This window comes from Peribacillus sp. BM1 (genome assembly GCF_056679975.1).
In genome coordinates, this window is the sequence record NZ_JBWXPJ010000002.1 from 133162 (window position 1) to 147255 (window position 14094).

A 14094-nucleotide genomic window follows, 5' to 3' on the forward strand; every position below is an offset into this window, starting at 1 on the left:
AGATAGGGGGGAGCTTATGGATAACCGAAAAACACTGTTACAGCAAAAATTGAAAGTTAACAAACAAAAAAGTCAGAGAAAGTTACTTATGAATATGCTTCCCCAAGATATGTCCGATGTGATAGAAAACACCGATTTAATCACTTCTCCAGGATTAGAAAAAATCTTAGAAACAGTTAATTCGAAATGGAACAATGAATTACATACACACAATTTTATTGTTCATTATAAAAATTTCAGAAAAGAATTTAGCTGGGAACAAGAAGTAATACAATATGTACAAGGGATAGAAATTGAAGAGAAACAAGTTTATTTATTTTTGGGAATACCTGATAGTCCAATATTCCTTGTTAACGGAAATTGGGTAATAAAGAACTTTAAAGTTCTATGGCAAAGCATAAACTATGAAGATGTATGGATTATAGGTCGAGATTTTAAGTATGGTGTACTTGTTTCACGTTATGGGGGATATTTAGAACACGATCCCAACCCGAAAGAAGTTTTTTATGCAATTACTAAATGGGATGATAATTAAGGTTTTATTCAACTAACTACCAGGTGCTTTAATTCAACAAGCAGCAAAAAAGGATCTTTAATCGAAGATCCTTTTTTCAATGCCTATAAGCGTGATTATGTTAACTAGATTTGTATAGAGCATTCATGTGTTCCTTAGAAACCTTATTCAGTAAACGGCAGGACCCCTACTAGTAAGGAAAATTGAATCCATAAACCAAAAAATTACACTACTTGATAAAATCATAAAGTGGAATATTTTAGTTAAATAGAATTGCTCAATGTCACTTACTATTATGAAAGAGATGCTGTTTACGATAGTCCCTACTATAAGATATATAAGGAAGTAAATAATACTGAATTTACCTGGTCTTTTGTTTAATAAGTACTGTATTGGAGCTCCAGTGAAAAGATAAATAACAGCAAATATCACCCAATAAAAGATAATGTAAACAAATGAAAATAGATAATAACTCGTAAAAAATAACATCACAAGACTAAGAAAGAGCCCCGATAGTATAGAACAAAATAGTATTCTAACAATAATATCATCGACTAATTTACTATAAGACATATCTAATCTCCTTTTTACAAAAATATACAATTTTCACTATATAATAATATAATGTGATTTGCAATTGGTGGTCTTTTCAATGTACGAAAATAACTAAAATCATACATTCAGACCTCGATATTCAACTAACGGGGCAGTTTAGTTGAAGAAGGAAAATGGTATTATTGTATAGAATTGATAGGGGCAATAAGTCAGGGGGAGAATTTTTGTTAATACATAAAATTGATGACGAAGTATCTTTGAGGTTATTCAATGTGGGTGACGCTGAAGAGTTTTTCAATTTGATCATTAGTTCAAAACCTTATCTCAAAGAATGGCTTGGATGGCTTGATTACGTAAAAAAAGTAGAGGATACTGTTGAGACCATAAAATCTCGACTACAGAGCATAGTAGAAACTGGAGGGTATCCAAAGTCAGTTGCTATCATTTATAGAGGTGAAATAGCAGGAACTATCGGATTTAATGAAATAAACAAGGCAAGTAAGATTGGGAGCATCGGCTACTGGCTTGGAGAAGGTTTTCAGGGGAATGGCATAATGACAAAAGCGTTTAAGGCATTTATTGATTACGGATTTAGAGAACTTGGGCTAAATCGAATTGAGGTTAGCATAGCTGTTGAGAACAAAAAAAGTCGAGCACTTGCTGAACGGCAGGGTTTTATAGAAGAAGGAAGATTAAGACAAGCAGAATGGCTATATGATCATTATGTAGACCATATTATTTACGCAAAACTGGCTGAGGAATGGGAATGAAAAAAATAATAAAAAAAGCGTTAGAATATAACGGTCCAATCGAACAGTTTATGCAGAGTGGATTAACCATTGTTTATCTTTCTCAAGAATTAAAAGAGGATAAGAAAATTGTATTTCCCGACAATGTTGCTCACGCATTTTTTTCCCATGTAACCGATGATTTTATATTACAAACCGAAAAGGAGTTCAATATTGAATTTCCAATCATCTATAAGGAACTTATTAAAGGGAGCAATGGTTTTGCATTAGAAAGTGGATATTTAGCCTTTTTTGGACTGCCATTGGGGTTATGGAAAGGTTTCTCTCAAAAGGAAAAAGCCTTTTTTTATCATGACATAATTCAAGTAAATAAGTCCGATGCTCCAAAGAAAATAACGAATAGATACTTTGTTATAGGCAAGGACTACGGTAATAATAATTGGGTTGGTATTAGGGACAATAAAATATTTGTTATTAATAAGTATGGTAAGCAGTTAGAGGAAATTGATTTTATTAAAGAGTGTATAAAATCTGTTGAGGAATATAATAGCAACTCTGATGATACAATCGCTTATATCAAGGATTTATATAAAAATTGAACAGGCAGCAAAAAAGGATCTTTAATCGAAGATCCTTTTTTCAATGCCGATAAGGGTGATTATGTTCACTTACTTGAAGGTCATACGCATTTCACATGGAATAATACATATATGAGTTTGAATGAAATGAGGGTGAACAAACTATGAGTGTAGATCAAAAAGCATCCATACGAAGCATTTTAGAAGTATTAGCACAAGAAGGAGTAAAGACAGGCGATGTGGCTAAACAAATACCTGGCATAAGTGAAAAACCATTTAGAAAGGCATTAAAAGAGGCTGGATATGAATTTAGAAACTCTGGTCAAAAGGGTTGGTTTTTTATTGGAGAAGGTGCAGAACCCCTTGATAAAAGTATTTTTGATTATGTGAACAAGAGTTCATCACGTAAGAAAAGCACTTCACAGAGGGTTCACAAGCCTGTTACACCAAGTAATAAGGAGTTCAGGGAAGATAATACAGACTTCACACCGAGTAATATTGATTTCACAGACAGTAATACAAATGACACACCAAATTCACTAACTATTCACGAGCAGTTCACCCAAGATGAAATAAAGGCGATAAAGGAAATGCTTAAATCGTGGCAACAAGTAGCACCTTATGCCCTTGAGGTCGGCGTCACGCCTTTATATGACCGCATTAAGACATTACTGCAAGGTGAAAAGACAAGAAAGACTATTGTTATTGATAAAGGCATTGGCAAGCGTTTAGATGAGTTCTGCAAAGCTGAAAGGGTCAATAAATCTGATGTACTGCATTTAGCACTAATGGACTTTTTAGAAAAATATAAATAGGTGAGATTTTGCCTAGGTACAAACGAAAAACAGCATAATCCCCACTGACTACTTGTCCTGTTACAAATATTTTTTAATTTGTGCTAAAACTGTTGTGGCTAGTTTGTGTGTATCTTTAAAATTTCTTGAATCGATGGGAGCAGAGTAATGGATAGAAACTTTTGCTGGTGTATTCTTGCCCTTACCTCCTATCAATTTGTAAGAATCCTTGAAGGTCACAGGAATGACTTTAACCCCTGATTTAATCGCAATTCGTAAACTACCAGATTTAAAGTCTCCAATTTCTGGACCTTTACTTCTAGTTCCTTCTGGAAAAATCGCTATTGAATTGCCTAATTTTAAACCTTCTATTGCTTGGTTAATAGCCTTTAGGGAACTACGAGCGCTATCCCTGTTGATAAATACGCACCCTCGTTCTTTCATCCAATAACCCAACAACGGAATTTTCTTCATTTCCTCTTTAGCAACAAAAGCCATAGTTCGGGGAGCTGTTGAATATAAAATTGGAATATCCATAAAACCTTGATGGTTGCTAACATATAACACAGGTTCATCTGAAGGTATATTTTCTGTTCCTGTTATTGTAAGGGAGGCACCTGAGATTTTAATTAAATTTTTGGTGCATTTTAGAATGATTTTATCCATCAGTTCTAGTTTTTCTTTGTTCTTACCTGCCTTGTTTAATTTATTAATAGTAAATGATTTGTTTGCTTTACTTAAAATATAACCCCACATGTATCCTCGAAATAATAGAGTGCGCATAATTCCCCTCTTTTCCATCATGTTTAATCTATTACAATTATAAAGGACATGAAAAAATTAAATAATACACAAATGTCACCCGTGTATTAGTGAATATGTCATGTTTACGAGGAGTAATATCGGATTTTTTCTCCAAGATCTTCATTGTTGTTTTCAAGATTAGGCCAATCAGGAACAGTTTCTCCTCTTCCTCTAAAAGTTAAAAAATGCATATATATCAAGTGTTTTGTAGACTTCCATTGTCATAAAAATGGGACACACGAAAATAAACAATCTATTGCCCTAAATACATCAAATTGTAGTGGAGATTAACGTACAGATATATGGCTTTTTTTATGTCAAATTTGCTTAGCGTAGGTTAACTCGTAAAATAAGAAGGTCATTCTTCCGTTTTCGCTTCAATGTATGTATGCATGGCAATACAGTTAGCGATATCATAGGTACGTGGTTTTCTAACGAACATCATTCCTTGGAAATGCTGATATAATAGCGTTTGGAGACCAATATCACCAAAATTGGAGGGATGGCCCCAACAATCATTCGAATGTCTTTCGGAAGTTCCGAACCCTAATGATTACTGTAAATTCAATAGGGTATGAAGGTGAAGGTCATGCTGATTCTGCCCCCGTCAAGCTAACCTAAGGGGGTATCGGATAAAACGAATTCGTGTTCTCTATTCATTAATTGCAGATTGGACTACAATAACAGCAAAAGAACGGAGGGATAACGATGCAAGAATTGGACAATCCCTTTTCATCTAAAGAAGTAGTTGAGAAATTAAGTATTGGGGATAGCACGCTTAGGAAGTGGGCTCTGGCGCTTGAAGAACAAAATTATAATTTTGTCCGTACTACTCAAAACAAAAGGATTTTTTCAGACAAGGATATATTTGTTCTTAGCCAATTTAAAATATTGGTACAGGACAAAAACTTATCCATCACAAATGCAGCAGCAATAATCGCGGCTAAATATAGCGATGATATCCTGTTCGAGAATGGGACGGAGAAAGAACAGAACCTTTCTACAGCCTCAAATGATCCGTTCGTACACGAGACGCTAAAAGAACTGAAAACAGAAATGGAACAGTTAAGAGATATGAATCGTATGCTTTTAGCTAAACTAGACGAACAGCATGAGTACATAGATAAACGTTTAAATAAGCGCGATGAAATGCTAATGCAATCCATGAGGGAATCTCAAGAAACGAAACAACTTCTTCTGGCAGCACAAGAAGAGAGAAAACAACGTAAAGGGATATTTAGATTCTTCAGTAAGGATTAAAGGGTCTTCTTAGAAGGGTAGTCATTCCGACTGCTCTTTTTATTATGTTTGTTCCCGTGTCACAACTTAAGAGTTACGGAACAGTTCTTATTCAACAAACGGGCCAGCGCGACAAGTTCTGTGATAAACGCCTTATGGCGTGAAAACACAGGAAGTTTATGAAATTAGCTTCAACTTTACAACGGAGGATAGGAATGACGAAGCCATGTTTTCTGAAACTATCTCATCAAGACTCCTGCGTGCGTCATGAAAGACAGTTCATGGGGTTCGAAGCACAGGTAGAGTCGGCAGAAGGAAAGCTAAAGCCATTCCTATGGAAAAGGTATGCCAACCGATATGCCGGGTGGCTGAAAAACTAGATAGGGTGAGGATGTTCCCCTCTAAAGGAACTGACGAACTTCTGAATTTAAGGGTCTATAGATTGAACATAGTGAAAGCTATGTCCCATCCTACGATGGGGTGAGTGGTGTAGAGTAAAATTTGGCCCTCTGAAATACATTATACTGAACAATGGCGGTATCCAGCTCACAGGTTTAAAGGAAGCACCTACGTCTAGAACGGATAGCTATGTTGTAAGGTACTTGGGAACCAAGAGACGTTGAAACAAGGACTGTCATCCTTAACGGTTGCTATAAGGTGAAAACCGAAATGCATTTGCTCTTGTGAAGGTAGGGGTACGACCGACGAAACTTCTGTAATGGGAGTGGAGGAACAGCCCCAAGTCTAACGAATGAGAACGATTATTTTCTTCACGTGAATGACACCGATCGGGTAAGAATGTGGGAACATCACCCATTAGGAGGGATGCCACAGTGTCAACTTTGAGATATTGGGATTACTACAATATGACGGAAACCTTTACGGATTTATATGAAAAAGCTAGTAATAAGGATATTTTCAGCCATATCTATGAAATCATCACATCCAGAGAGAACATCCTATTGGCTTTTCGTAAAATTAAATCTAACAAAGGGGCTAAAACACCTGGTACAGATGGAAAAACCATCAATGATATCAAGGAGCTCACGGAAAATGAATTAGTGAGTGTAATTCAAACAAAACTAGAGAACTATCAACCTAAGAAGGTCAGAAGAAAATGGATTGAAAAGGAAAATGGTAATCTAAGACCGCTTGGAATTCCATGTATTCTTGACCGTATCATTCAACAGTGTTTTAAACAGGTTCTTGAGCCAATTGCTGAAGCCCATTTTTACAAACACAGCTATGGCTTTAGACCGTTAAGGTCTACTCATCATGCCATGGCAAGAGTACAATTTTTAATTAATCAAGCGCAGCTACATTATGTAGTTGCGCTTGATATTAAAGGGTTTTTCGATAATGTGAATCATACACTTCTTATCAAACAATTATGGAATTTAGGCATTCATGATAGAACAGTGTTAGCCTGCATATCTAAAATGCTAAAGGCCGAAATTGATAAAGAAGGTGTACCATCTAAAGGCGTCCCTCAGGGTGGGATTTTATCAACTCTATTATCGAACGTGGTACTAAACGACCTAGACCAGTGGGTTGCTGACCAATGGGAGTTCTTCCCTCTCTCGAAAAACTATAAATCTAAGGCTGGAGAAAGGTACGCTAAGAAACGCACAAGTCTCAAAGAAGGGTACCTTGTCCGCTACGCGGATGATTTTAAAATTCTCTGCCGAGATGGGAAAACGGCTCAAAAGTGGTATCACGCGGTTAGATCATACCTCAAGGAACGGTTAAAACTAGACATTTCACCGGAAAAATCGCAAATCGTAAATTTGCGAAAAAGAGAATCCGAATTCTTAGGTTTTACAATTAAAGCGAATAAGAAGAGAAGTAAAAGAGTTGCCCACACGGGCATTAAACGGAAGAAGCGGGAGAAACTCAAAGAACAAGCTAAAATCCATATCCTACGGATAAAAGCATCCCCTACCACTCAAAATGTTTTACGCTTTAACAGTTTTGTTTTAGGCATTCACAATTATTTTAACCGAGCTACACATGTCAATCTAGAATTCTCACGTCTTGCCTACGAATTAAAAGCCTTTCTGTATAATCGCCTTCGTCCCGTGGGGAAATATGGACATCCAATCAATCCTAGTACTGCTTACAAAAAGTTCTATAGCACACAAGTTAAAACGTTCAAAATCGCAGGAGTCCACCTGTTTCCGATTGGGGACGTTAGAACAGTAAATGCAATGAACTTTAGTCCAACCCTATCCCTTTTTACGGAGGAAGGCAGAAAGAGAATTTACGATAAACTGAAGCCGAATGTCAGCCTAGAAATCAGCAGACTAATGAAGGCAAATCTTCCAGGTAGGACGGTTGAGTATATGGATAATCGCATCAGCCGTTTTAGTATGAAGATTGGAAAATGTGAAATCACAGGTTGGAATCTAACCGCTAATGAAGTTCACTGCCATCATTATGTACCAACACATCTTGGAGGAACGGACAGATTCAACAATCTTCGCATCCTTCATAGGGACATCCATCGGCTAGTGCATCGTAAAAATACAGAAATAATCACATCAGAAATACAGAAATTCGGTTTAAATTTTTCAATGATAAAGAAACTAAACCAATACCGAATGGAATGTGGGCTTGAAAAGGTAGATTAATCTCACGTCTAAGGGTAACGAAGAACTTATAATCCAGTATACATCGATAGATGGAGCGCCGAATGCTGGGAAACTAGCACGTTCGGTGCGGAGCAGGGGAAAAGCTGGAGATGACTTCAAAGGCTTACCTATTGCTACTTTAACTAAATAATACTCTAAAACGAAATCGGATATTTATGTTAAAATATAGAAGGAATTTTGTAGGCATTTACTTCATTAACGACTTCCCATTCAAGGACAGGATAGGTAATGGAGGGATCGAATAGCAAGGTTTATTGATGAGTTAGCAGTGGGAATCTATGTTTCTTTTAAGTTTATGGGCTGATCGGTTTTTTACCGTTCAGTCTATTTTGATTTCATTAGAGGAAGCCTACTTGCTGTTTGACACATTGTACGTCCAACATGTCTATCATCTTATTTTTCAAGAGATTTATAAAATCATTTTATCAATGCAACCAATTGGTTATCTTACATATCTAATATATTGAAAAACAAAACAACTAGTTAGGGGGTGCTGAAATGGGATCACTTAAAGCTTTGGTCAAAAAGGCAAAAAAGGGCGATGGAGAAGCGTTTGTTTCACTTGTAAAGCAATACGAGGATGTATTGTACCGGACTGCAAGTAGATTGTTGAACAATGATGAAGATGTAGCTGATGCTATGCAGGATGCTATTATCTCGGCTTATGAAAAATTACATACTCTAAAAAATGATGAGTACTTCAATACTTGGATTTGTAAAATCTTAATCAATAAATGTAACAGCTTACTCAACAAGAACAAGAACGTTTCGGTCATTGATGAGAATTTACTTATTCAAAAGAGAGATGATGAATTTCAAAAAATTGAACTAGATGATGCTCTTAATAGTTTAAACGAAGTCTATAAGTTAGCCCTTATTTTATATTATATTATCGGATTAAATGTTAGAGAAATTAGTGAATTTTTAAAGGAGCCTGAAGGGACTATTAAATCCAGACTTTCTAGGGCCAAATCGATATTAAGAAACAACTATTATAAAAATGAGGGAGTGATGGTATATGAAAAATTGCTTTGAAAAAGAGTTTAATCAGATTATGAGTGAAGAGAAAGAAATACCTGTTAAGGTAAGGAAATCTCTGGATCAATCCTATGATATTATACGAGCTAAATCAAAGGAGAAAACAGTCAACTTCATTTGGAAAAGAGCAGCAACTGCTGCTTGCGCTCTTATCGTAACTGGTGTAGTTCTTACAAATGAAAACGTAATGGCTAGTATCAACGAATTCTTTAACTTTGGAGATAAGGGCATAGAACAAGCCATAAATAATGGGTTTATACAAGAAAATAATAGTTCAGTTACCGATCAAGGTATTAAAGTAACACTAGATAAGCATTTTTCGGACGCAAATAAAGTGGGATTAAGTTTTCAGTTAGTATTTGAAGATCCCTCAAATTTAAATAATGTAAGAGAGGTCTCGATGGATTACCGATTAAAAAATGGTGATGGAGAATACATCGATGAATTTATTCCAGATACAAAACCCTTGAAAGGTGACAATAATTATATATCTGGTGCTGAGGTTCAAAATCCAATATTGGATGTAAAAACGGGAAGAATTCAATATGATGTGTTATCCGATTCTAATGAAGGTGTTATCCCTCCTTTAAAAGACGCTGTAATAGAAGTGGAAAGTATCAATGTTTTCTACAGTACGGGAGAATTCAAAAAAATTGATGGAAATTGGGGACTGTCACTCGCCAACAATAATAAAGAAAAATCAAATGTAATTATTCAATATGCAATGCAGGATCAGTCATCTGTCATTCAAGTTTCCAAAGCCAGCGCAAATCCAACATCATTAAATCTAACATTTTCGTTGGATGGAATATATGATAATGATGTAGATATGAAAATCATAGATGAGGATGGTAATGATTATCGGGCAACTGGTTTTAGAAAGAGTACAAAAAATAACGAAACGATTATTTCAACAAACTTCCCAATTACATCTTATAACAATTCCCAAAATCTAGAACTTATTGTAGAAGGAATTGGTGAGGTGGAACTATTTAAAAAATAGTTAGCTTTTTAACTTTTCCTTGTTCAACTAAAGGGCGCTTTAATTGAATAACTAAATTTTTAAGCTGATTTCAAATTAGAAATCGGCTTTTTTAAATTCGCTAAAACAAACGGTATCATAACTCATAAGTTATGATACCTATACATATCTACATTTAGTTTAGTAGAAAAATAAATTTCCCGTTGGTATAATTTTCAGAAAATAGATAAAAGGAGGCGACAAAGATTGCAAGGTGAAACTTTATACGATAAGCTTCCAATGGATTTATTAGTTAAATTTTATTATGAAATAAACATAAATATCAAAAAAGGTATCTTGTCTGAAGCTATGTGTTATGAAATAGAGTTAATAAAACAAGCAGCTAGTAGAAGGGGTATTTCTTTACTAACTGTTTGTTGATTTGCTTACAAGATGAATAAAGATAGCTGATATTATTATCGTTCCATCAATCACTACTACAGGAAAAAAAAGAGTATTGATGAAATGATTATAAATCCATTTATCATACATTAAACCCACCTCAGTATTTTTCCTTTAGTATGCTTATAGAAGTTGTTTTTAGTTATGGGTTCATTTTTATTTTCGTTAAACGGTATCCATTCGGAATCAAGGTCAGAATATACTCCGTCTCAAATAGTTCAATCCTTGATATAGTAATGTTTCACAAACATAGATTAAAAAAATCATGCAATTTAAGGTACATATGATTGTGATTGGCCATAAATTACCTTTAGATTCTTGTTCAACTAAAGGACCATATTGTTAAAGGATCCATGAATCCACCCTCTTGGCAATTATTCCGATAGCAACAACAAAATGAGACAAATTTCGGAATCTAATTACAGTAATATATAACGAGAAAAGGCAAACTTATTGAAAAATAAGGACGCAAAACTACAGGTCTAAAGTTTTGACTATGATGGCTGAGTTGCCTAAAATAATATACATATTTTAGGGGGTTACCTTATTGGATGGACGATTTAGAAAACAGGATCAATAAATTGAAAAAGGAATTAATTCTGATTGCAAAGGAAACAGGCTTAAATAGCCACGACACCATTAATTGCAGTCAAAAATTAGATCAGCTTATCATGGTTTACCAAAAACATAGGGCGTTTTAATTAAACAAGCATTTAAAAGGATCTTCCAGCCGAAGATCCTTTTTCAGTGGCTATAAGAGACTTTATGTTAACTAGATTTGTATAGAGTATTCATGTGATACTTTAAAGCCTTGTTCAACTAAAGGGCCAGTTAGTGGTGTAACGAAAACCCAACTTCTATCGAATTTGATTCAAAAGATAGGTGCCAATAAGAATGGCTAACCAACCCACTAATTTGGTCATGAAAGTTTTTATTAATGAATTAATTTAAAAACTAATAAACCCATCATCATGGAAATGGGTTTATATAGGTCATCTGATTGTACACTTTATTTAAATAGAATAGATATCGATCATATGAAATCGAACTTTCGTTATGGTTTATTACGACATGTTGAATTTTATTAGTCGTATAACCACGTGGCAGCATCGCTAATTTCACCAAATGTTTAAAAGATGGCCTTATGACTAAATTCATCAGATAGGCTAATTGAGTACTCCCTGGTTTTCTCCTTTTATTCAAAGCTCGAATCATTTGTTCAGCTGTCCTGATTCCTAATCCATGTCCAAAATATGTACCATCTCCAAGATCAACGGCATTTTCTCCTTTCCACCAGAAGGTTTCTGGATCAAAGTCTGGATTATTAAAATAAACAACATCTCCAGGTAAGTAATGATCCGTATGAATGGATTGTATACCGAGATCAGGATCTACATGCCAACTGTATAAATAGAGGTTTTGGAATAATTGATTAAATAAATGTTCATCCATACTATTTAGAACGGCATGGTAATAGATAATCACTATTGCAGTGGCACATTCAAACATATATAGTGAACTATTCTTGTAAATGTCTTGTATCGCATCAGATGGTATTACATCATGCCTAAGCTGGAATCCGCCGGTATTTGTCAAATGCCAGTATTGAGGATTGCAACGAGAATTTGCTAAGATTTCAAACTGCGCATCACCTTGGTTCATAGCTTTTGCACTTGCAATGATGCTTTTTCGTAACTTGAGTTCAAACGATAATTCCTCGATGGATTGATACGAATTAACGATCTTATCTTCCTGCATTCGTTGAATAATTACACTTTCAATACTACCAGACGGCCACATGCCGCTTTGTTGAATATCCTTCCCCGATATTTGGATCATACTATCCCTCATTTCAAGCTTAAGTATCATTGTATTATTACCTAGTGTATTTAAACAAAAAACAATCTGTCTATTTTTAATTTTGGGTATCGCTGTGGTCGAGAACCCTGATCCTTACATATGCTAAGAATGCAGAAAAAAGAATTAAATTTTTCTTGTTCTACAAATATTGATTGACAATAAAGTTATTTAAAATTCCCATTATGTTCTTTCACAATCGGGCGCTTTAATTGAACACACAGCTAAAAGGATTTTCCAACCGAAGATCCTTTTTCAGTACCGATAAAGATGATTATGGTAACTATTTTTGTATAAAGTATGCATACTTTTTAAACCTAATATTGCGACTTAAAATTAAGGTGTTGTAAACAATGATTTCTACAAACTTTAAAAATCTGTGCGCATAATGGGGTAATAGATTTTGAAAAATAGCTACAACGTGTAATATACTTTTTTTAGATTAATCTGGGACACTTAATGTTAAATGTCTTTTTATTTTAAAAATACACGAAAACAAGAGATATACAATGGAATTTTAAGAATAATTAAATTAATTGCGTTTTCATGGGTAATGTTCTCGCTTTCATGGTGAATGGTTACGTTTTCATTGACTTTGATTAAAAAAGCTTCAAATTGTATAATATAACCATAGAAACGAAATAGAAAAGAGCAAAAAGACTAATTTCTTAAAAATTATAGATAAAGGATGGTGTAAAAATGGTATTGACAATGATTAACAATCAATGGCGTATTTTTGATACAAAAGAAGAAGCTACAAAAGCTGTAGCAAAAGAAGTGCGTGGGCATAAAATAAACGACGAAACAGACAATTTGTAGGAAGTTAACTACTAAATTGTCTGTTTTTATTTTGTAATAAAATAAAATCGACTATAAGCTTCTGGTTAGATGTCTAAGAGTACTTACTACTTATACCAGTATGGGAACCAATAAACATTTGTAAAATATCCCCTGACTATCACCTCTTTACATTGTCATTAGGTAAATAATACCTTTTGTAAAGCGCCCGATTTTATACTCAATACTAGACATTTCCTAAATTGGAGTACAAATCGTTGTCGTACCCCTAAAAGTCACCCGACGGAATAAGATAATTAAAATATGTTTAATTTTCCATTGCCTATAACATCTGATTATGTAAATTCTTCTTGAAATAAATAAGAGGAGTTTTTTAATCTAGCTTATTAAGCTAAAGGGTGACATCCGTTCAAGAAGAAGACTCTTTTTGGTGGTCTTTTTAATGTACGAAAATAACGAATATGATACATTGAAAAAGGTGGATTACAGTATTAATGTAGATTTAAAAAGTTTGGTCAAATTAATATAAATAACCTTGATCAATGAAAAAATAGAAAGAGCATGTTTTGAAAAAGGGATTGTTCAAAACATGCTCTTAACATATTCAATTGAATGATTACTTTATAAAAAGGATTGATCATTTTTAGTGGTGCTTCTTAACCTAAAGCCCCCAATTATCTTAAGAAATAGCGCTTAAATAAAGAATTAGTGAATTATCTACTTCTATTGTGATTAATCGAATGAAATCACGATAATCTTTTGTTGGGTGAGCTTTATCTAACGCTTCATAATAAGCTAATCGGTTTGCCACTTTAAGAACAACTGCAGGAAAACCTGCTTTCATCAATTCTAAATTTAAAAGAAGGCAGATGTACGCCCATTCCCATCAATGAACGGATGGATGCCAACGAATATTGCATGCAGCATAGCTCCTCGCTCCACTGGATGTAACTTTTGCGCCTCGTTGTCAGACCACTTAATCAACTGTTCCATTTGTTCCTTTATTAAATAAGATGCTAGTGGTGTATGTTTTGCCCCAGCAAAAAACACTTATAGGTCCATTTAAGCAATAGCTTTTCACGTAAACTCTTTAA

Annotated in this window: 15 protein-coding genes and 1 riboswitch; of the genes, 10 read left to right on the forward strand and 5 right to left on the reverse strand. The window is 34.5% G+C overall.

Features of this window, described 5'->3' with window-relative positions; translation table 11 throughout:
- The first annotated feature begins 16 nt into the window (after nt 1-16).
- Nucleotides 17-535, forward strand: a complete 519-nt coding sequence (locus AC1MGI_RS21490) for a hypothetical protein (RefSeq protein ID WP_480350089.1) — start codon at nt 17-19, stop codon at nt 533-535.
- Between the two features lie 147 nt (nt 536-682).
- Here the strand turns inward: AC1MGI_RS21490 and AC1MGI_RS21495 are convergent, their stop codons facing one another.
- Nucleotides 683-1087 (reverse strand): UPF0715 family protein, encoded by a 405-nt coding sequence (locus AC1MGI_RS21495; protein WP_480350091.1) that lies wholly within the window; start codon nt 1085-1087, stop codon nt 683-685.
- Nucleotides 1088-1293: 206 nt separating this feature from the next.
- On the opposite strand from AC1MGI_RS21495, the gene AC1MGI_RS21500 reads away from it, so the two are divergent.
- From AC1MGI_RS21500 to AC1MGI_RS21510, 3 genes are all read left to right on the forward strand, one after another.
- Nucleotides 1294-1839: a GNAT family N-acetyltransferase gene (locus AC1MGI_RS21500; protein WP_480350092.1), complete on the forward strand. Its 546-nt coding sequence runs from the start codon at nt 1294-1296 to the stop codon at nt 1837-1839.
- Nucleotides 1836-2417, forward strand: coding sequence for an SMI1/KNR4 family protein (locus AC1MGI_RS21505; protein WP_480350093.1), 582 nt, complete (start codon nt 1836-1838; stop codon nt 2415-2417). The genes AC1MGI_RS21500 and AC1MGI_RS21505 overlap by 4 nt, the downstream gene beginning before the upstream one ends.
- Before the next feature lie 143 nt (nt 2418-2560).
- The gene (locus tag AC1MGI_RS21510) at nt 2561-3211 is read left to right on the forward strand and encodes a hypothetical protein (protein ID WP_480350095.1); all 651 of its coding nucleotides are present in this window, start codon (nt 2561-2563) and stop codon (nt 3209-3211) included.
- A 60-nt stretch (nt 3212-3271) separates the two neighbouring features.
- Here the strand turns inward: AC1MGI_RS21510 and AC1MGI_RS21515 are convergent, their stop codons facing one another.
- Nucleotides 3272-3973, reverse strand: coding sequence for a lysophospholipid acyltransferase family protein (locus AC1MGI_RS21515; protein ID WP_480350097.1), 702 nt, complete (start codon nt 3971-3973; stop codon nt 3272-3274).
- 729 nt (nt 3974-4702) lie between these two features.
- Between AC1MGI_RS21515 and AC1MGI_RS21520 the strand changes: the two genes are divergently transcribed.
- From AC1MGI_RS21520 to AC1MGI_RS21545, 6 genes are all read left to right on the forward strand, one after another.
- Nucleotides 4703-5254, forward strand: coding sequence for a DUF3967 domain-containing protein (locus AC1MGI_RS21520; protein WP_480350098.1), 552 nt, complete (start codon nt 4703-4705; stop codon nt 5252-5254).
- A gap of 812 nt (nt 5255-6066) precedes the next feature.
- Nucleotides 6067-7863 (forward strand): group II intron reverse transcriptase/maturase, encoded by a 1797-nt coding sequence (gene ltrA, locus AC1MGI_RS21525; protein WP_480345917.1) that lies wholly within the window; start codon nt 6067-6069, stop codon nt 7861-7863.
- Nucleotides 7864-8382: 519 nt separating this feature from the next.
- A complete protein-coding gene (locus tag AC1MGI_RS21530) occupies nt 8383-8919 on the forward strand; it encodes a sigma-70 family RNA polymerase sigma factor (protein WP_480350099.1) in 537 nt (178 codons plus the stop codon).
- A complete protein-coding gene (locus AC1MGI_RS21535; RefSeq protein ID WP_480350100.1) occupies nt 8903-9925 on the forward strand; it encodes a DUF4179 domain-containing protein in 1023 nt (340 codons plus the stop codon). Before AC1MGI_RS21530 ends, AC1MGI_RS21535 begins: the two co-directional genes overlap by 17 nt.
- 225 nt (nt 9926-10150) lie before the next feature.
- On the forward strand, nt 10151-10324 hold the full coding sequence (locus AC1MGI_RS21540) for a hypothetical protein (protein WP_480350101.1): 174 nt from the start codon (nt 10151-10153) through the stop codon (nt 10322-10324).
- Between the two features lie 454 nt (nt 10325-10778).
- Nucleotides 10779-10861: riboswitch (cyclic di-GMP riboswitch) on the forward strand.
- Nucleotides 10862-10896: 35 nt separating this feature from the next.
- The gene (locus AC1MGI_RS21545) at nt 10897-11046 is read left to right on the forward strand and encodes an aspartyl-phosphate phosphatase Spo0E family protein (RefSeq protein WP_480350102.1); all 150 of its coding nucleotides are present in this window, start codon (nt 10897-10899) and stop codon (nt 11044-11046) included.
- Nucleotides 11047-11314: 268 nt separating this feature from the next.
- Here the strand turns inward: AC1MGI_RS21545 and AC1MGI_RS21550 are convergent, their stop codons facing one another.
- From AC1MGI_RS21550 to AC1MGI_RS21560, 3 genes are all read right to left on the reverse strand, one after another.
- Complete coding sequence (locus tag AC1MGI_RS21550) at nt 11315-12184, reverse strand: protein-glutamine gamma-glutamyltransferase (protein WP_480350104.1); 870 nt, start codon at nt 12182-12184, stop codon at nt 11315-11317.
- A 1495-nt stretch (nt 12185-13679) separates the two neighbouring features.
- Nucleotides 13680-13844, reverse strand: coding sequence for a hypothetical protein (locus tag AC1MGI_RS21555; RefSeq protein ID WP_480350106.1), 165 nt, complete (start codon nt 13842-13844; stop codon nt 13680-13682).
- Between the two features lie 11 nt (nt 13845-13855).
- Entirely contained in the window at nt 13856-14050 is a 195-nt protein-coding gene (locus AC1MGI_RS21560; protein ID WP_480350108.1) for a Fic family protein, read from the reverse strand.
- Between the last annotated feature and the right edge of the window lie 44 nt (nt 14051-14094).